The organism is Bacillus mobilis (genome assembly GCF_001884045.1).
In the GTDB taxonomy this organism is placed as follows: Bacteria; Bacillota; Bacilli; order Bacillales; family Bacillaceae_G; genus Bacillus_A; species Bacillus_A mobilis.
This window is the reverse complement of sequence record NZ_MACF01000046.1, coordinates 601345-621018: the sequence shown is the minus strand read 5'-3', so window position 1 is coordinate 621018 and position 19674 is coordinate 601345. Positions and strand designations below refer to the sequence as shown.

Sequence of the window (19674 nt, the reverse complement as noted above, 5' to 3'; positions counted from 1 at the left end):
ACTGGACCTCAAGGTGTTCAAGGTAACACAGGTGCTACTGGTGCCACTGGACCTCAGGGTGCTCAAGGTAACACGGGTGCCACTGGACCTCAGGGTGCTCAAGGTAACACGGGTGCTACTGGACCTCAAGGTGTTCAAGGTAACACAGGCGCTACTGGACCTCAAGGTATTCAAGGTCCAACAGGTGCTACCGGCGCTACTGGTATAGGAGTTACTGGGCCTACCGGACCTTCTGGTGGACCAACTGGACCTACTGGGCCTACCGGACCTAGCTTCCCTGTGGCAACAATTGTCGTTACAAACAACATTCAGCAAACAATACTTCAATTTAACAACTTCATTTTTAATACTGCAATTAACATAAACAACATTATCTTCAACGGGACAGATACAGTTACTGTTATCAACGCTGGTATTTATGTCATTAGCGTATCCATCTCTACAACTGCACCAGGATGTGCCCCACTTGGAGTAGGAATTTCAATAAATGGAGCAGTCGCAACTGACAACTTCTCTTCAAATCTAATAGGCGACTCACTTTCATTCACTACGATCGAAACATTAGCTGCCGGCGCAAACATTTCTGTTAAATCTACTCTTAGCGAAATTACAATTCCTGAAACAGGCAACACTAACATTCGTCTTACTGTATTTAGAATCGCTTAAATTCCACGATCTATTGTTTATGGCAAATAAAAAAAGAGCGAGAAACTCGCTCTTTTTTTGTTATGTACAATAATTCATTACTACTCTAATTCGATTGAAACATTTTTTTGTGGTACAAATGTAGAAATTGCATGTTTATAAATAAGCTGTTGCTTACCTTCTGTTTCCAGTAGGACTGTAAAATTATCAAATCCTTTAATTAATCCACGAAGCTGGAAACCATTTAATAAGTACAGCGTAACAAACGTATTCTCTTTACGGAGTTGATTTAAAAACTGATCTTGAATATTGATTGATTGCTTCATGTCGAATCCTCCTCTTTTTCTCTACTTACTATTATTCGACTTTAGTTGTAACTTTCCTTCTATGTATCGTAAAATTTCTGACGTTTTTTCACCGTCTGTAACATCAAACCATGTGACATCCATCTTATTACGGAACCATGTTAATTGACGCTTTGCATAACGACGTGAATTCGTCTTTAATTGTGATACCGCTTCTTCTAAAGAGACACGATCCTCAAAATAATCATATATCTCTTTATACCCAATCGCTTGAATAGATTGACAATCTCGTATCCCGCTATTATACAATCCTTCTACTTCTTTTAATAAACCTTGGTCCATCATTATATCAACTCGCAAGTTAATGCGATCGTATAGCATTTCTCGATCCATTGTCAAGCCAATCAAGGAAACATCGTATAATAACTCGTTTTCTTGTTTTTCAAGTTGATCACTCATTTTTTCACCCGTCGTGTGGAAAATTTCTAACGCCCTAATGACACGGCGTACATTATTTGCATGAATACGCTCAGCGCTTTCTGGGTCTACTTCTTGTAACTTTTTATGTACATATTCCACACCACGTTCTAATGCTAACTGTTCCATTTGTTCTCGGTATATAGTATCACCAGCATCATCCGTAAACTGATAATCGAATAAAACAGATTGTATATACAGGCCAGTTCCACCAACGATAATTGGCAATTTACCACGCTCTGTAATCTCTCGAATATGCTTACGAACACGTTCTTGAAATTCGGCAACAGAAAATGATTCTTCCGGATTTTTTATATCAACCATATAATGTGGAATTCCGTCCATCTCTTCTTTCGTCACCTTTGCAGTTCCAATATCCATCGTACGATAAATCTGCATGGAATCTCCACTTATAATTTCACCATTCAACGCTTTAGCAAGATCAATACTTAACTTCGTCTTCCCAACAGCAGTTGGTCCAATGATGACAGCAACTTTTTCACGTTGCACTTCTCCCATATCATTCAACTCTCTTTATGTGATGTACTCCATCTATTGATTATATCCAATCTTACCAATTTTAACGGCATGATTGCAAGTTCTTTCATTCCGGTACATGAAATTATAAAGTGAAACTTTAATCAGCGGGAGTTTTCTTCATCCCCCACTGATTATCAGCCCTCACCAATCGGACTTTTAGGGGCAGTTGATCCCCCACCTAACTTCTTTGCTTTCGCTGCATTTTGAGGTGGGGGTCTTACTGCCCATTAAAGCGGGATAAATAAAAAAGAACATAGTTTGTCCAATTCCGCATATACATGATAAAAAATACCTTCGAGAGGATGAGTTGACTATGAAACAATCCACCATTAATTTTTCATCTTTAACAAAAGACCTCATTTTAGCTACTGCTACAAAAGAACAAAATTGCTCACAAGAAGAATTATACTTCGCCTTAAATTGTTTGCTACGTTCTTTTCATTCTACTCTCCAAGAAACAACATTACATCCAGAAAATGAAAATACAGAATATATTCAAAATCAATTTTGCAGTGCATATAAAATTATTACAGGTAAAACGATTTATCCTTTTCAATAATCCACAAAATGCGGTTGCTTATACAATTTCAAGCAACCGCATTTCATATTCATACATATATACTACTCTATAACTTTCACTTTTACAGATTTGCGCCCCCAGTTATCAGCACTACCATCTGAACCAACTAAAACATCAATACGATTTCCTTTAATCGCGCCACCTGTATCTCCAGCAATCGCTTCTCCATATCCTTCTACCCATACTTTTGATCCAAGTGGAATCACTTTAGGATCAACAGCAATGACTTTCATATTTGGATTTGCTGTTAAATCATGCCCCATTGCAGTTAATACACGACCACCATACGTACCATTCTCACTTGGGTGCGCTGTATACGCTGTCGCTTCTACTGTTATTTCACGTCCACCAGCAGGCGCACTTGTTTCAGCAGATTTCGCAACTGGTTTCGCAGTTGTCTTCTCTTTTGCCACAGGTTTACTTGATTCTACATTCTTAACAGACTCTTTACTCTTAACTGCTTTATTATTTTTAACCGGCGCATTTATTTTTTCCGGTGCTTCTTCTTGCGTGACAACTTCTTTCTTTTCAATCACAGGTGCCGTCCCTGTTAAAAATGGCACGTGAACATATCCTGTTTTTCCATTATAGTCAAATTGTAACCATTCATTTTGAACTTGATTTGTCGTTTCAATTACATCATTTTTATTAAGTTTACCAAGAATTTCAGAGTCCGTACTCGCTCCAGCACGAACATTTAACACGCCCGCTGTTACATAATATGTACTTTTTGTAAACTCAGCACTCACAAACGCTTCTTGACCATTTAATTTAATTTTTGTCCATCCATTTTCTGTATTTACCACATCTAATGTATTTCCACTCAACATTTTACCTACAAGCTTTGATTCTACATTTGGGTTTTCTCTAACATTTAATACGTCTGTTGTTACAATCGTTTCTGCTTTCGCAGAACCCGCAAAAATCCCAAGACCAAAAACTGCTGCTGTTGCTATACCTAATAATTTTTTCATGAATAGCCTCCATTTGCTTTGTTTTCGTATTTTCATTATAGCAACAGATTTTTGAGATTTTTAGAAATCACACAATTACAAACCATTCGTAATATGCGATTAATGAGTTGTAACATAAATTTCCATATTAATGAATTCTCTTTCCAATAGAATTCCCAATAGTTTTCATATATTTTCCACGTACAAGCACCAGAATTTTTTTCCAGAAAAAATTACAGTATTACTTTTTTGTTACAAAAAATTCATATTTCATTACATCTTTTACCAAAATCCATCATTCTCCAATTATTAACCTTCTTTTTTGTAATAAAAAGGAGCAGCTAATAAAAGCTCCTCCTTTTTCATGTGTTATTTAACTTTCTTTTTCCAAATCCCCATCATAAGTGCTGAAACAACTGTCCCTATCAATATCGAGAAAATATATAACACCGGTTTATTTACTAATGCGATAACAAACAATCCACCATGTGGCGCTGGTAATGTAATTTGGAATAACATAGATAATGCACCCGCAATACTTGAACCAACAACACAACTTACTATTACTCGAATCGGATCTGCAGCTGCAAATGGAATCGCACCTTCTGTAATAAACGACGCTCCCATAATATAATTTGTTAAACCAGATTTACGTTCTGCCTCAGTAAATTTTGATTTAAAGAAAGTAGTTGCGAATGCAATCGCTAACGGCGGTACCATACCACCAGCCATAACTGCTGAGTGAATTCCAAAGTTCTGCGCTTCTATTGCAGCAATGCCAAATGTAAATGCAGCTTTATTAATTGGACCACCCATATCAATTGCCATCATGCCACCTAAAATAAGACCTAATAATATAGCATTTGTACCGTTCAAACCATTTAACCATCCTGTTAACATTTCATTCAATGCTACTACAGGCGGAATTACTATTTTTTGCATAACAACTCCTGTAATCAATAATCCAAAGACTGGATATAACAATACAGGCTTAATTCCTTCTAACTGTACTGGTAATCCTGAGAACAATCGTTTCAATCCTACAACAACATACCCAGCTAAGAAACCAGCAATTAATCCACCTAAAAACCCAGCATTCGCATGTGCTGCTAAAAATCCACCGACAACACCAGGCATAAAACCAGGACGATCAGCAATAGAACTTGCAATAAATCCAGCTAAAATTGGTACGAGGAATAAAAACGCCCCTGTTTTACCTCCACCAATAGACATTAACAATTCAGCCAATGGCCCTTCTGCTTTTATACCACCAACCCAAAATGCTAATGCAATTAAAATTCCGCCACCAACAACGAATGGAAGCATATTACTTACACCGTTCATTAAGTGCTTATAAATTCCTAACCCTTTTTCTTTCTCGGCGCTCTCTATCTTCCCATCTTCCTTTATTCCTTTAAAGATTGGCGCATCTTGTTTTACAGCTCGATTAAGAAGCGCTTCCGTTTTTCTAATCCCATCAGCGACTGGCACTTGAATGACATGTTTCCCAGCAAAACGGTTCATTTCTACTTGTTTATCTGCCGCAACAATTATAGCCGTTGCGCGTTCAATGTCCTCTTTCGTTAAACCGTTTTTTATACCTGTTGATCCATTCGTTTCAACTTTAATTGCTATACCTAGCTCTGCTGCTTTTGCTTTCAAGCTATCCGCCGCCATATACGTGTGAGCGATTCCAGTTGGGCAAGCCGTAACCGCTAATACGTATGGTTCATTTCCTTCTGGTTTTGCAACTTCAACCTCTTCTTCTTCTTTTTCATTCTCTTTTTCATCAAATAAACGAAGAAGTTCCTCTTCATCCTTTGCTTCTAATAATTGCTTACGAAATCCTTCATCCATTAATAAAGTAGATAAGCGGGATAACGTTTCTAAATGAGTATTATTCGCCCCTTCACTCGCAGCAATCATAAAGAATAAATGCGCTGGCTGTCCATCAAGCGATTCATAGTTGATACCGCTTACACTTCTACCAAAACAAATCGCTGGCTGCTTAACAGCTTTTGTTTTCGCATGAGGGATTGCAATCCCTTCCCCTATTCCAGTCGTACTTTGTGACTCCCTCTTTAAAATAGCTTCTTTAAATTCCGCTTTACTATTTAAACGATTTGCACCGTCTAATTTCTCAACTAATTCATCTATGACAGCTTCTTTATTTGAAGCTGTCAAATTTATAATAACTGTATCCCTTTTTAATAGTTCTGTAATTTTCATATGTTGCTTCCCCCTATCGCTTAGTTATAATTACTTGCGACAATAATTCTTCTACTTTTTCCTTTTCACATAAATCAGCTGAAAATGCTGTTGCACTCCCTGTTGCAACGCCATATTGAAATGCCTTTTCAATATCTTTCGTCTGTTCATATTTCCCTACAAATCCTGCAACGAGAGAATCTCCAGCCCCAACCGAATTAATTACAACACCTTTTGGAACAGTTGCTTCATATATACCTTCTGCCGTAAATAGTAAAGCTCCATCTCCAGCCATTGATACAATCACATGCTCTACACCTTGTTCAATTAATTTTCTTCCATACGGTAAAATATCTTCTACTGTGGAAATCTCTACACCGAATAACTCACCAAGTTCATGATGATTAGGCTTTATTAAAAATGGTTTATTTTTAATTACATGCTGCAGTGCACTACCACTTGCATCAACCACTACGCGAATACCTTTTTCAGCTCCGAGCGCTGCAATCGATTCATAAAAAGTAGTTGAGATAGACGCCGGTACACTTCCAGCCAGTACAACACAATCTCCCTGCTTCATACTTTCAATCTGTTTCATTAATTGTTCAAATTGCTCTTTTGTTACATTAGGACCTTGCCCATTTAATTCCGTCTCTTCTTGTCCTTTTATTTTCACATTAATTCGGGAATCTCCGTCTACTTGGACGAAGTTTGTTGTTACACCTTCCGCCTGTAATACATCTTTAATAAATTGACCGGTAAATCCACCAGTAAATCCAAGTGCTACATTTTCAACACCTAAACGATGAAGAACGCGAGAAACGTTAATCCCTTTTCCTCCAGGAAATTTCATATCTTTCTTTGCTCGATTTACCGCGCCTAAATCGAAGGAATTAACTTGTACTACATAATCAATAGATGGATTTAAAGTAACTGTATAGATCATTGTTTATCAGCCTCAATTACATTGGTTTGTCTTTTATATTTTTCTAAATCAATTTCTAAATGGTTTGTAATAATATTTGCCTCTTCAACATTGGCAATTTTCGCAAACGCAACTTCTGAAAACTTACTTTCATCAATTAAGAAATATCCTTCGTTTGCTAATGTTAATGCCATTTGTTTTAAAAGCGCCTCTTCTGGATCCGGTGTTGTAAAACCAAGTTGTTCATGCACACCATTCGCGCCTAAAAAACATTTATCAAAACGATACTTTTGCATACTTTCCTGTGCCATAGCACCAATTAAAGCTTTCGTCCTACTTTTCATCATTCCGCCTAGTAAATATGCACGAATATTATTTTCAACTAAAGCTTCAATATGCATAAGTCCATTTGTAACGACAGTAACGTCTTTATTTATTAAAAATGGAATCATTTCAAATGTCGTACTTCCTGCATCTAAATAAATACAATCACCTTGTTCAACAATACTAGCCGCATGCTTCGCAATTTGTTGTTTTATTTGAATGTTTTTGGATGATTTTTCAACCATCGTCGGCTCTTGTCCTTTTCCTGTTAAAACAGCCGCACCACCGTGAACTCTTTTTAATAACCTTTGTTTTTCCAATTGTGCTAAATCACGACGAATTGTTGATTCAGAGCTTTCTGTTCTTTCCACTAATTGTTGTAATTTAACAACCTTCAGCTCTTTTACAAGTTGCAATATCATTTGATGACGTTCAGGAGTTAACATTTCATTCACCTCTTCTTTGATTACAGTATAATGAAAACGATCACAAAAATCAATCATAAACATTCATAAATAATCAAAATCAATCACAAACAGTTATAAACAACAAAAAAGAAACCCATTTGATATACCAATCAAATGGGTTTCTTTGCTCGATTCACTTATAAAGAAGCTTTATATATGCTTAAAACATCGTCTTTATTTAATTTTTTAAAGTTACCAAATTCACCATAAGCCATCGCTTTATCCGCCATTAAATCAATTTCATTTTCCCCAATAGCGTAATCAGCTAATGTTACCGGCGCCTCAATTGAAGTCCAAAATTGACGTAACGCCTCAATTCCTTCTAACGCAATTTCTAGATCAGTTTTCCCATCTGTTTCTACATCGAATACACGAATAGCGAACTGTTTAAAACGACTTACATTTTCATCTACGACATGCTTCATCCAGTTCGGGAATAAAATCGCAAGGCCACCCCCGTGTGGTATATCATGAACCGCAGAAACTGCGTGCTCAATATTGTGAGTTGCCCAGTCTCCTTTTACTCCCATCGCTAAAATGCCGTTTAACGCCATAGTACCGCAATATAAAATGGTTTCTCTATGCTCATAATTTTCTAAATCACTTAAAAGCTTAGGGGCGGTTTCAATTACTGTTTTTAATACAGATTCACAATAACGATCTTGTAGTTCTGTATTTGTTCCGTGGTGGAAATATTGCTCTAATACGTGTGACATAATATCTACCATACCGTAAATTGTTTGATCCCTCGGTACAGATGCAGTATGAACTGGATCCAAAATCGAAAACTGCGGGAAAGTAACTGGGCTACCCCAGCCATATTTTTCATTCGTTTCCCAGTTTGTAATGACAGAACCCGCATTCATTTCAGACCCTGTCGCTGCAAGAGTAGGCACCGTACCAAATGGTAACGCCTCACTAGCAAATACTTTTTTCGTTACAATATCCCATACATCTCCATCATATTTGCTACCAGCAGCAATTGCTTTCGTACAGTCGATTACACTGCCCCCGCCAACTGCTAATATGAATTCGACGCCATTATCTTTACAAATTTGAATCCCTTTCTTTACAGTTGATACACGTGGATTCGGTTCAACACCTGTCAATTCAAATACCTCTGCATTTATATCTTTTAAAATAGAAAGTACATTATCATAAATACCGTTTCTTTTAATACTTCCTCCCCCATATACGAGAAGAACTTTTTTACCGAACTGTGGAATTTCAGTTTTTAACTGTTCTAATTGACCTTTACCAAAAATAAGTTTCGTCGGATTACGAAATACAAAATTTTGCATATCCCTTACCATCCCTTCTATATGAAAAGCAACTATACTTTTGTATACCATATTTTTTTCATTTCACAAAAATATTTGCCTAACAAAAAAATCCCAGCCTACAGGCTGAGATTTTTTATTGGTAATAAGGCGAGATCATTAAGTAAACAATAACACCAGATAAACTTACATATAACCAAATCGGCATCGTCCAACGTACAATTTTACGATGACGTGTTAATTGATTTGTAAAACCAAATACAAGTGCAAACAATGCAAGTGGTACAATAATTGCTGCCAGGATAATATGTGTAATTAAAATAATGAAGTACACATATTTAATGAATCCTTCCCCACCAAAATGTGTTGCCGGCGCCAAGTAATGATACGATAAATAAGAAACACAAAATAGCAACGTCGTTGTAAATGCTGCCAGGATGAAACCGCGGTGCATTTTCACATTCTTCTTAATAATCGAGTATAAAGCTGCTAATAAGAATACGAATGTAAAGCTATTAAAAATTGCATTTAACATTGGTAAAATTGTTACATCAAAATGTACTTCTCCTTCATAGCCAACAGGTCCAAAGAACAAAAATAAAATAATCGCATTTACAATTACAGAAAGCGTTATCACAATAGGAGCATAGCTTTTCTGATTAGTTGATTGATCCACCAAAATGGTCACTCCTCTTCCTTCAAATATGTATACGTAACCTCACTATTTTAACATATTATTCACAGTGTAAATGTGACAATAGTTTGACACAGTAAGACAGAGCAAAGAAAAAAATCCTTCTTAATAAAACTTCTTAAGAAGGATTTTATCGCTTTATTATTTAAATAGCAATGTAATTAGTTTTTGTTGAAAAACGTATTGCTATATGCTTGAAAAATTTCAGACACTTGATATCCCATTAAAGAAATTGCTGTTAATGAAAAGAAACCAATCATAAGAAATCGAAACCACATATAAATCTCCTCCTTGTATTTAGCTTAAAAAGCAGTCGCTATATTACAAGTTGAGTGGCACTCTTCATCGTCACTTTCCTTTTTCTTTACAATTGCTGTTATAAATCGAATCATAAAGAATATAACAAAAGGAATTTGTTCGTAATTTACCTTGGCATAGTTTGGCAACGGCTCGCGCTGCACATCGAACGGGGATGAGAAGGAATAGAACATACCTTGCTCTTCCATATATACAATTACGATTTTCATACAAAACATTATTCCTAGAAACGAAACAATATCTTGCCATTCTGTCGTATATAACAGATTATATAGCTCTAATACGTACTCTTCCATTGTCATCCCCCCTTCCTTTTTTACCATTTTGCTCGCCTTCGTATAAAAAGTCAAGAAAAAAGTTTATATTCACTATGACAATAGTAATTACTTGTTTCTATGATTATATATGATTCTTTTATAGCAATGATTGGGTGTAACTCTCTTCTAAAACAAGAAATTAGAATCGAACAGATTCCTCATTTTTACTTTTAGGATTCAACACTGTACTATTTTTATTTCTATTGAAAATAAAATAAGAAAGTATTATAAGAACAGTAACAAGCATCGTTAATAGTGCCTGTGAACGTAAAGATTCAATTACGAGCATTGCAACTAAAACTGCTATAATCGCAGCAATTGTAACATATGTTACATATGGAAAAAGCCACATTTTCACTTTCAAATTTTGTTGTTCCGCTTTTCCCATTTTTTTACGTATCTTGAAATGTGAAACTGCTATAACGAGATAAACGAGTAACGCAATCCCACCAGATGCATTCACTAAAAATAAAAATACTTTATCTGGAGATATGTAACTAAAAACAACTCCAACGTAAGCAAAGAAAGTTCCAAATAAAACCGCCCGAACTGGAACACCACTACTATTCAATTTCAAAAATGCCTTTGGCGCATCTCCTCTTTCTGCCATTGAAAAAAGCATTCTTGAGTTCGTATATAAACCCGAATTTAAACAAGAAAGTACAGCTGTTAAAACGATAAAATTCATAATTTGCGCTGCCGCTGGTATCCCTATATGTTCCAGTACCGCCACAAACGGACTTTTTAGTATGTTCGCCGAATTCCACGGAAGGAGTGTAACAACTACAGCGATCGATCCAATGAAAAATACGAGAATACGCCAAATTACACTATTTGTTGCTGTTTTTACGGCTTTTACAGGTTCGGCAGACTCTCCAGCGGCTACTGCAACAATCTCAGATCCCATAAATGAAAATATAACGACGGTGATTCCAAGTAACACCGAACTTATACCATTTGGCATAAATCCTCCTTGACCTACTAAATTCGAAGTGCCAGGTGCTTCCGTTCCTGGTACAAATCCTAAAATAACAGCTAGTCCAAGACAAAGGAACAAAACAATACTTATTACTTTAATAAATGAAAACCAATATTCAAATTCTCCAAATGATTTCACCGAGAAAACATTCGTCAATGTTAATAAAATCGTTAATATTAAGCTTAATAACCAGAGCGGGATTTCTGGAATCCAGTATTGAATAATACCAGCACCTGCTGTAGCTTCTATTGCAATAACAATTACCCAGAAAAACCAATATAGCCAGCCAATTGTATAACCTGCCCATGGACCAATTGCCTCTCTTGCATATGTTGCAAATGAACCACTTGTCGGATTAATAGCTGCCATTTCTCCTAGCATTCTCATAACGAAAATAACTAGAAGTCCTGCTAATGCATATGAAACGATAGAACCTGGACCTGCTGAATGCACAACCGCACCACTTCCAACAAACAAACCAGCTCCTATTACGCCGCCAATGGAAATCATTGTAATGTGGCGTATTTTGAGGTCTTTCTTAAGATTTTTATCCAACTCTTGTACATCCCCTTCCAAACTTAATTTTGAAATTTATGTAAGAGTATTATGCGAAAAATCTTGTCCTATACTTTAAAATATATCAAAATATTCTGAATTTAACAATCGTAATTCGACCTCCTCCAGAAATTATTTCATTAGGTTTAATAATTTCCCATACACAATTGTTGAGAAAATTATAGTCGCCTTACAAAAGGGTGAATTTTTAGATATTATTAAATAAACAAGATTATACATCTAGACAACTTTTTGTATAGGAGTGTTGATATGTTAAACAAGTTCAAATTCATTTGTTGTACTTTAGTAATTTTCTTACTGCTACCGCTAGCTCCCTTTCAAGCACAAGCAGCAAACAATTTAGGATCAAAATTACTCGTTGGATACTGGCATAACTTCGATAATGGTACTGGTATTATTAAATTAAGAGACGTTTCACCGAAATGGGATGTAATCAATGTATCTTTCGGTGAAACTGGTGGTGATCGTTCCACTGTTGAATTTTCTCCTGTGTATGGTACGGATGCAGAATTCAAATCAGATATTGCTTATTTAAAAAGTAAAGGAAAGAAAGTAGTTCTTTCAATAGGTGGACAAAATGGGGTCGTTTTACTTCCTAATAATGCCGCTAAGCAACGTTTTATTAATTCCATACAATCTCTAATTGATAAATACGGTTTTGATGGAATAGATATCGACCTTGAATCAGGAATTTACTTAAACGGAAATGACACTAATTTCAAAAACCCAACGACTCCTCAAATCGTAAATCTTATTTCAGCTATTCGGACAATCTCAGATCATTATGGTACAAATTTTCTATTAAGCATGGCTCCTGAAACAGCTTATGTTCAAGGCGGTTATAGCGCATATGGAAGCATATGGGGTGCATATTTACCGATTATTTACGGAGTGAAAGACAAACTAACATACATTCACGTTCAACACTACAACGCTGGTAGTGGGATTGGAATTGACGGTAATAACTACAATCAAGGTACTGCAGACTACGAAGTCGCTATGGCAGATATGCTCTTACATGGTTTTCCAGTAGGTGGTAATGCAAATAACATTTTCCCAGCTCTTCGTTCGGATCAAGTCATGATTGGACTTCCTGCAGCACCAGCTGCCGCTCCAAGTGGCGGATATATTTCTCCAACTGAAATGAAAAAAGCTTTAGATTATATCATTAAAGGAATTCCTTTCGGAGGAAAGTATAAACTTTCAAATCAGAGTGGCTATCCTGCATTCCGTGGCCTAATGTCCTGGTCTATTAATTGGGATGCAAAAAACAACTTTGAATTCTCTAATAACTACAGAACATATTTTGATGCGATTCCCTTGCAAAAATAATATAAAAACCAACAATAGGTTTTAAATGATCTATTGTTGGTTTTTTATTTATGTAAATTACTTTTTCACTTCTACTTGATGAAAAGATTCTTTTCCATGTTAACACTTCAAATAAAACTCACATAATATTCCCTGTTTAACTAATAAAAAAAGAGAACTTTCTCTGAAAGTCCTACTACTCTTGAATAGTCTAGTTGCTATTTTGCTTTAACACAAATACTGAAAGTTCAGGTACACTCCAAAATCTAACAGGCATTCGAGTTGTCCCAATACCACGATTTACGTATAAATGTAACGGCTTATACTTCCCTCCTAATTCATACATACCTTCCACATAGCTCTCAGCTAATTTTGTAGTAATTAATGGACCTATAAAAGGAATTTGAACTTGTCCTCCGTGACTATGGCCTGACATTTGAAAATCAACTGGGTAACGAGCTACTTTGTCTACAACATCCGGCTCATGTACTAAGAGCATATTGAAATCTTGTTGTCTCACATGTTTTAAAGTCGAATCTATTTGCGGCTTTCCTAATAAGAAATCATCCAAACCTGATATTGTAATATATTTTCCGTTTTCTACTTTAATTTTTTGCATTTCATTTACTAACACAGAGAAACCAGCTTCCTCCATATACTTTTTATAAAATAAACTACCTCCCCCGCCTCTATCATGATTCCCAAACACTGCATATTTCCCTAAGGGTGCATGTATTTTTTGTAATATACCTTTCGCTTCTTCTCTTTCCGCCTTATACGATCCAAACTTATCTATTAAATCCCCTGTAAAAACTACTATATCTGGATGTAACGCATTCATCTTCTCCACCAAATTTTCTAGTTGTTTCAGTGTAAATTCTGGCCCTAAATGCACATCTGAGAATTGCAATATCTTTTTATTATTAAACTCTTTAGGAATTGTAGATGCTTCTATTTCATTCCACGTAACTGTTACTAGTTTTCTTTCTATTTCTGTCGCATAGAAATACAAACTTACTGAAATCATTACTATACTTATAAAACTGATTATAAATATTTTTATGATTGATTTTTTTTGTTCTATTTTTACATGATGCGGATTCATGTTCTCACCTCTAGAAGTACTCTACAGCCTTATTGTTACATTAATGTGACAACATGAACAATGTTAGTTATATCCAATTCTACCCCATTCACTTTGACAAACTTATGCAGAAGTCATAACATATTTTTATAATACATAGATTTTTAAAAATGTTCCTTCTATTCATTCTATCATTTTATTGAGGAGAGATTATTCATGTCTGTATTTACACCAGAAGAAATTACGGAACTTGCTGCGAATTCCGGAAGAAAAAAAGCTCATTTATCATTACTCCCTATGCTAATTCTCGGTTTTTTTGGTGGTGCTTTCATAGCATTAGGGTATTTACTCGATATTCATGTTATTGGAACAATGCCAAAGTCTTGGGGATCATTTACTAGTTTTCTAGGCGCTGCTGTATTCCCTATCGGTCTTATACTTGTTATTCTTGCAGGTGGTGAACTAGTAACCGGCAACATGATGACAGTTTCTATGGCTTGGCTTCAAAAGAAAATTACTTTATTTCATTTCATACGAAATTTAATTATTGTTACGTTTAGCAACTTCATAGGTGCTGTATTCGTTGCTTATTTTTTCGGTCATATCGTCGGATTAACAGAAGGCGCTTTTTTAGCGAAAACAGTTTCTATTGCACAAGCTAAACTACAAGATACACCACTGCAAGCCTTCATTTCTGCCATCGGATGTAATTGGCTCGTTTGTTTAGCCGTTTGGCTCAGTATGGGAAGTAAAGAATTTATCGGGAAGATTATCGGTATTTGGTTCCCAGTTATGACTTTTGTTGCGATTGGCTTTCAACACGTTGTAGCCAATATGTTTGTTATCCCAGCTGCAATTTTTGCTGGACAGTTAACTTGGATTGAATATTTTCCAAACTTCATTTTTGTTTTTTTCGGAAACTTAGTAGGCGGTATGTTATTTGTAGCGTTACCTTATTTCATATCTTATAATAAGAAACAACCTTCCAATACAGAGCAAACCGAATTAAAGAAACAATCTGTATCTGCTTAAATGAACTGTCTATACAGTAGCTCTAAAAAATATTACAAATTTCATTTTTTTTACGAATATATGTGCGTACACTTGTTCTCGAATGTTTTATACGTTATAATAACAACTTAAATAGCATTATTTACATATGAGGTGAAAAACATGAACAAAACAGAATTAATCAAAAACGTAGCACAAAATGCTGAGATTTCTCAAAAAGAAGCTACTGTAGTTTTACAAACTGTAGTAGAATCAATCACTAACACTTTAGCTGCTGGTGAAAAAGTACAACTTATCGGATTCGGTACATTCGAAGTTCGCGAAAGAGCTGCTCGTACAGGCCGTAACCCACAAACTGGTGAAGAAATGCAAATCGCAGCTTCTAAAGTACCTGCTTTCAAAGCTGGTAAAGAACTAAAAGAAGCTGTAAAATAATGAAAAATAGCCTTCTCGTTTATGAGAGGGCTATTTTTTTCATTACATAATTAATAAAAATCTGACCATTATGCTGTTTCTTTTGTTCCTTTATGCAAATAAAACCGTTACTTTCAAAGAAAGGTTTTGCTGTAATACTCGCCTCTGTATATATCTCCCTATGCCCCACGTTTACTGCTTCTTTTTCTAACTTCTGTAGTATGTAGGAAGCTATCCCTTTTCCTTGATAATCTTTATGCGTAAATAGACGATCTACGTAATGCTCATCATTATAATCACCAAATCCCACTATTACACCGGTATGATCCGCTATATAACTAATATTCTTCTCTAAAGACTGTAACCAGCTTTCTCTATCTAGTCGCTCTGGTGCCCATGCCTGTAGCTGTAATACGTTATAATCTTTTGCATTAATTGTATGAACTGTTTCATAGAACAACTGCAAAACTTGTTCTAAATCCTCTTTATGGAATGTTCTAATGATCGTGTCTTTTAACATATATAAACCTCCTTACTAAACTATCATTTAACTTTTCTACCATCTAGTATTCAATATTTCTGCTTTATTATATCTTTTTTCTTTCTATATAAACAAAAAAACAATACTTTGAAATAAGTATTGTTTTTTGTATAAAAGCATATGCAATTACTCTATAGATTTTTATTTTTTTAATTTCACTCTTTGCAGTCGTAATGCATTTAATACAACGGATACAGAACTAAATGCCATCGCAGCTCCAGCAACCCAAGGTGCCAGGAAACCGAACGCGGCAATCGGGATTCCTAAGCCGTTATAAGCTAGTGCCCAGAATAAATTTTGCTTAATATTTCTTATCGTCATCTTACTCATAAAGATTGCATCCGCAATACTATTTAAGTCACCACGGATTAACGTAATATCTGCCGCTTCCATCGCTACATCCGTTCCGGTTCCAATTGCCATACCGATATCCGCCGTAGCAAGTGCAGGAGCATCATTTATTCCATCTCCAACCATTGCTACTCTCTTACCTTGCGCTTGCAGTTTTTTCACTTCTTCTGCTTTTCCTTCTGGTAATACTTCTGCAATTACGTGATCAATACCAACTTGCTTAGCGATTGCCTGAGCGGTTTGTGTATTATCTCCTGTAATCATAACAACGTCTAGACCCATTTTCTTAAGTCTTGCGATAGCTGCTTTTGAAGTATCTTTTACAGTATCCGCAACGGCAACTATACCAGCATATTCTTTATTGATCGCAATAAGCATCGCTGTTTTTCCTTCTCGTTCTAGCGCTTCCATCGATTTAGAAACTTCTTCAATATCAATATCGAATTTCTTCATTAATCGACGTGTACCAATTAATAATTGTTTTCCTTCTACAACTGATTCGATACCGAATCCTGGAATTGCTTCAAACGTTTCTGAACTTGGGATATCAATTTTCTTTTCTTTAATTCCTTCTACAATCGCTTCTGCAAGTGGGTGTTCAGAATTTTTTTCTGCCGCACCTACTAAACGTAGTATTTCTTCTTCATGGAATCCACCTGCTACAATTACATCTGTTAACACCGGCTTCCCATTTGTCACAGTACCTGTTTTATCTAGAATAACTGTATCTAATCGGTGGGTTGCTTCTAAATGCTCCCCGCCTTTAAATAAAATGCCATACTCAGCCGATCTTCCTGATCCCGCCATAATAGACGTAGGCGTTGCAAGACCTAATGCACACGGACAAGCGATAACAAGTACGGCTATCATTTTCTCAAGTGCTCCGCCAAAATCACCAGGTGTAACAAATAGCATCCACACTGCAAATGTGATAATAGCAATCACAACTACAACCGGTACGAAAATACCTGAAATTTGATCTGCTACCCTTTGAATAGGAGCTTTTGAACCTTGAGCCTCTTCTACTACTTTAATAATTTGAGCTAATGCAGTATCTCTTCCTACCTTAGTTGCTTTCACTTTTAAAAAGCCATTTTTATTTATTGTAGAACCGATTACTACATCCCCAATTGTTTTATCAACCGGGATACTCTCTCCCGTTAACATCGATTCATCAATTGCTGACTTTCCTTCTACAATTTCCCCATCTACCGGGATTTTTTCCCCTGGTTTCACATAAACGATATCACCAGCTACCACTTCTTCAATTAAAATTTTTATTTCTGTTCCATCTCGTACAACAGTAGCGGTTTTCGCCTGTAATCCCATTAATTTTTTAATTGCTTCTGACGAGCGTCCTTTTGCTTTCGCCTCAAATAATTTACCTAAAATAATTAATGTAATAAGTACTGCACTCGTTTCAAAATACAAGTCTGTCATATGTTCCGAAGAACCAATCGACCTAATACTTAAATACACACTGTAGAAATACGCTGCAGACGTTCCAAGTGCCACGAGAACATCCATATTAGCGCTTTTATTACGTAACGCTTTATAAGCCCCAACATAAAACTGCCCACCAATGATAAACTGAACTGGAGTTGCAAGAGCTAGCTGCACCCAAGGGTTCATAAGCATATCAGGTAAATAAATAAACGATGTAAATGAGAAATGACTTACCATTGCCCACAATAACGGAAATGATAAAATAAACGAAATGATAAATTTCTTCTTTTGTCGCTCAATTTCTTGTAAGCGATGATCAGTTGATCCATTTTGCTCATCTGATTTCACTTCTAATTTATATCCTAATTTCGTAATTGCACTCTTCATCTCATTTACATTAATTTCATCAGGATTAAAATCTACTGTAGCTGATTCTAAAGCGAAATTCACTGTCGCTCCGTTCACACCTTCTAACTTATTTAAACGCTTTTCTACTCTATTGGCACATGCTGCGCATGTCATCCCTGAAACAGTAAACTCTGCTTTATCGCTGACAATTCCATATCCTAACGATTCAACTTTTTGCTTAAATTGTTGCGGATTTGTCTTTTGGGGATCATACATTATTTTTGTTTTTTCAAGTGCAAAATTTACATTTGCATCATGAACACCTTCTACTTTTTTCAGACCTTTTTCAATTCTATTCGCACATGCCGCACATGTCATTCCTGATATTTGAAGATTGGCCTCTTTTTGTTCATTCATGTCTCTCACCTCTATATACCCTCATAAGGTATAATTATTAACAAAATAAATCGTACTTCCTATAAAGTACGATTTATTTCCATATCTAAAAATAATTATTGAACATCGTATCCTTGATCTTCAATTACAGCAACGATATCTTTTAACGTTACAACTGATGAGTCGATAGTAACTTCAACAGTTCCTTCTGCCAATTGAACTTTCACTTGTTCAACACCGTTTAGTTCTTTCACGCTGCTTTCAATTGAATTTACACAATGTCCACAAGACATACCTTCAACTTGTAATGTTAACTGTTCCATTTAAAATCCTCCTCTTGTTTCTTCATTGTTTGTTAATCACAATTTCATTTTACCATACCCCCCTAAGGTAATCAATGGTTTTGTATCATGATTTTTCAATTATTTTCTAAAAGTTTATTTTACACACATTTTTTCACACCAATACCCCTAAATCCTATATGAAGGTAAACAAAAAACAAGCCAGTTACATACTAGCTTGTTTTTACGCTTTTGAAAAACGTTCAAATACTGTCATTAATTCTTCAATTGCTTCGTCACCATTGCCATCTTTAATGGCACCTGAAACACAATGACTTGTATGGTTTTTTAATACACCCATTCCTACTTTTTTCATCGCTGCATTAATCGCTGAAATTTGCACTAAAATATCCACGCAATAACGATCATTTTCAATCATATTTTGAATACCGCGGACTTGTCCTTCAATTCTCTTTAATCTATTTATAATTTGTTCTTTTTCTTTTTCTGATCTATGTGTTACCGCTTCATGCTCTTTATGATCCATATTATCACCTTCTTAAAGTTTCTCTTCATCCAATAAAACAATTGCTTTTACGAGTATACCAATTATAGCACTAATTATCTACGTATGATACCCCATAAGAGTATATTTCCACTCTATGCTTATTCTTAACAATTTATTAGCCTCTCAGTCTCAATTATCATGATACCCTTTCCTTTTTTCAAAAAACAATACATTCTCCATCAAAACTTAATAAAGTAAAATGTTTAATCACTTTTGTGCTATATTCTTCAACTAAATCCTCCATTAATGTACATTCCCTGACAAATTTTCGTTGCAAATATAAAAGGGCTACCTTAGTAGCCCTTAATATAACAATTAATTTTCACCAGTTATAA

20 protein-coding genes are annotated in these 19674 nt (G+C 35.6%); 5 read left to right on the top strand and 15 right to left on the bottom strand.

Annotation, left to right across the window (positions count from 1 at the left end):
- A partial coding sequence (locus BAQ44_RS08295; protein ID WP_131801848.1) for a Gly-Xaa-Xaa repeat protein occupies positions 1–666 on the top strand: 666 nt, incomplete at its 5' end.
- A gap of 80 nt (positions 667–746) precedes the next feature.
- On the opposite strand, the gene hfq is transcribed toward BAQ44_RS08295, so the two are convergent.
- Positions 747–971, bottom strand: coding sequence for an RNA chaperone Hfq (gene hfq / locus BAQ44_RS08290; RefSeq protein WP_000813896.1), 225 nt, complete (start codon positions 969–971; stop codon positions 747–749).
- Positions 972–992: 21 nt separating this feature from the next.
- Complete coding sequence (gene miaA / locus BAQ44_RS08285) at positions 993–1946, bottom strand: tRNA (adenosine(37)-N6)-dimethylallyltransferase MiaA (RefSeq protein WP_071721460.1); 954 nt, start codon at positions 1944–1946, stop codon at positions 993–995.
- Positions 1947–2280: 334 nt separating this feature from the next.
- Between miaA and BAQ44_RS08280 the strand changes: the two genes are divergently transcribed.
- Positions 2281–2526, top strand: coding sequence for a hypothetical protein (locus BAQ44_RS08280; RefSeq protein WP_048545845.1), 246 nt, complete (start codon positions 2281–2283; stop codon positions 2524–2526).
- Between the two features lie 62 nt (positions 2527–2588).
- On the opposite strand, the gene entD is transcribed toward BAQ44_RS08280, so the two are convergent.
- The 8 genes from entD to gabP all read right to left on the bottom strand — a co-directional run bounded on the left by entD (position 2589) and on the right by gabP (position 11567).
- On the bottom strand, positions 2589–3521 hold the full coding sequence (entD, locus tag BAQ44_RS08275; RefSeq protein ID WP_071721459.1) for a cell wall-binding protein EntD: 933 nt from the start codon (positions 3519–3521) through the stop codon (positions 2589–2591).
- 348 nt (positions 3522–3869) lie between these two features.
- Positions 3870–5729 carry a PTS fructose transporter subunit IIABC gene (locus BAQ44_RS08270; RefSeq protein WP_071721458.1) on the bottom strand — a complete coding sequence of 620 codons (1860 nt, stop codon included), beginning with the start codon at positions 5727–5729 and terminating at the stop codon, positions 3870–3872.
- 13 nt (positions 5730–5742) lie between these two features.
- Positions 5743–6654 (bottom strand): 1-phosphofructokinase, encoded by a 912-nt coding sequence (gene pfkB / locus BAQ44_RS08265; RefSeq protein ID WP_071721457.1) that lies wholly within the window; start codon positions 6652–6654, stop codon positions 5743–5745.
- On the bottom strand, positions 6651–7403 hold the full coding sequence (locus BAQ44_RS08260; RefSeq protein ID WP_061680371.1) for a DeoR/GlpR family DNA-binding transcription regulator: 753 nt from the start codon (positions 7401–7403) through the stop codon (positions 6651–6653). The genes pfkB and BAQ44_RS08260 overlap by 4 nt, the downstream gene beginning before the upstream one ends.
- 158 nt (positions 7404–7561) lie before the next feature.
- Positions 7562–8725, bottom strand: coding sequence for an iron-containing alcohol dehydrogenase (locus BAQ44_RS08255; RefSeq protein ID WP_071721456.1), 1164 nt, complete (start codon positions 8723–8725; stop codon positions 7562–7564).
- Positions 8726–8840: 115 nt separating this feature from the next.
- The gene (locus BAQ44_RS08250) at positions 8841–9383 is read right to left on the bottom strand and encodes a DUF420 domain-containing protein (RefSeq protein ID WP_000228316.1); all 543 of its coding nucleotides are present in this window, start codon (positions 9381–9383) and stop codon (positions 8841–8843) included.
- A gap of 317 nt (positions 9384–9700) precedes the next feature.
- Entirely contained in the window at positions 9701–10039 is a 339-nt protein-coding gene (locus tag BAQ44_RS08240; protein ID WP_002072695.1) for a hypothetical protein, read from the bottom strand.
- Between the two features lie 133 nt (positions 10040–10172).
- Positions 10173–11567, bottom strand: a complete 1395-nt coding sequence (gabP, locus tag BAQ44_RS08235) for a GABA permease (protein WP_071721455.1) — start codon at positions 11565–11567, stop codon at positions 10173–10175.
- Between the two features lie 270 nt (positions 11568–11837).
- On the opposite strand from gabP, the gene BAQ44_RS08225 reads away from it, so the two are divergent.
- Positions 11838–12920, top strand: a complete 1083-nt coding sequence (locus BAQ44_RS08225) for a chitinase (RefSeq protein WP_071721454.1) — start codon at positions 11838–11840, stop codon at positions 12918–12920.
- A 190-nt stretch (positions 12921–13110) separates the two neighbouring features.
- Here the strand turns inward: BAQ44_RS08225 and BAQ44_RS08220 are convergent, their stop codons facing one another.
- Positions 13111–14004, bottom strand: a complete 894-nt coding sequence (locus BAQ44_RS08220; protein WP_071721453.1) for a metallophosphoesterase — start codon at positions 14002–14004, stop codon at positions 13111–13113.
- Between the two features lie 195 nt (positions 14005–14199).
- On the opposite strand from BAQ44_RS08220, the gene BAQ44_RS08215 reads away from it, so the two are divergent.
- A complete protein-coding gene (locus BAQ44_RS08215) occupies positions 14200–15015 on the top strand; it encodes a formate/nitrite transporter family protein (RefSeq protein ID WP_071721452.1) in 816 nt (271 codons plus the stop codon).
- Between the two features lie 141 nt (positions 15016–15156).
- Positions 15157–15429, top strand: a complete 273-nt coding sequence (locus BAQ44_RS08210) for a non-specific DNA-binding protein Hbs (protein ID WP_001043902.1) — start codon at positions 15157–15159, stop codon at positions 15427–15429.
- A 19-nt stretch (positions 15430–15448) separates the two neighbouring features.
- Here BAQ44_RS08210 and BAQ44_RS08205 read toward each other — a convergent pair whose 3' ends face one another.
- The 4 genes from BAQ44_RS08205 to BAQ44_RS08190 form a co-directional block, all read right to left on the bottom strand.
- Positions 15449–15928, bottom strand: a complete 480-nt coding sequence (locus tag BAQ44_RS08205; protein ID WP_071721451.1) for a GNAT family N-acetyltransferase — start codon at positions 15926–15928, stop codon at positions 15449–15451.
- Positions 15929–16090: 162 nt separating this feature from the next.
- Positions 16091–18511, bottom strand: a complete 2421-nt coding sequence (locus BAQ44_RS08200) for a heavy metal translocating P-type ATPase (protein WP_071721450.1) — start codon at positions 18509–18511, stop codon at positions 16091–16093.
- A gap of 95 nt (positions 18512–18606) precedes the next feature.
- Positions 18607–18813: a copper chaperone CopZ gene (copZ, locus tag BAQ44_RS08195; RefSeq protein WP_000436980.1), complete on the bottom strand. Its 207-nt coding sequence runs from the start codon at positions 18811–18813 to the stop codon at positions 18607–18609.
- Between the two features lie 202 nt (positions 18814–19015).
- On the bottom strand, positions 19016–19318 hold the full coding sequence (locus BAQ44_RS08190; RefSeq protein ID WP_000349636.1) for a metal-sensing transcriptional repressor: 303 nt from the start codon (positions 19316–19318) through the stop codon (positions 19016–19018).
- Positions 19319–19674 lie beyond the last annotated feature (356 nt).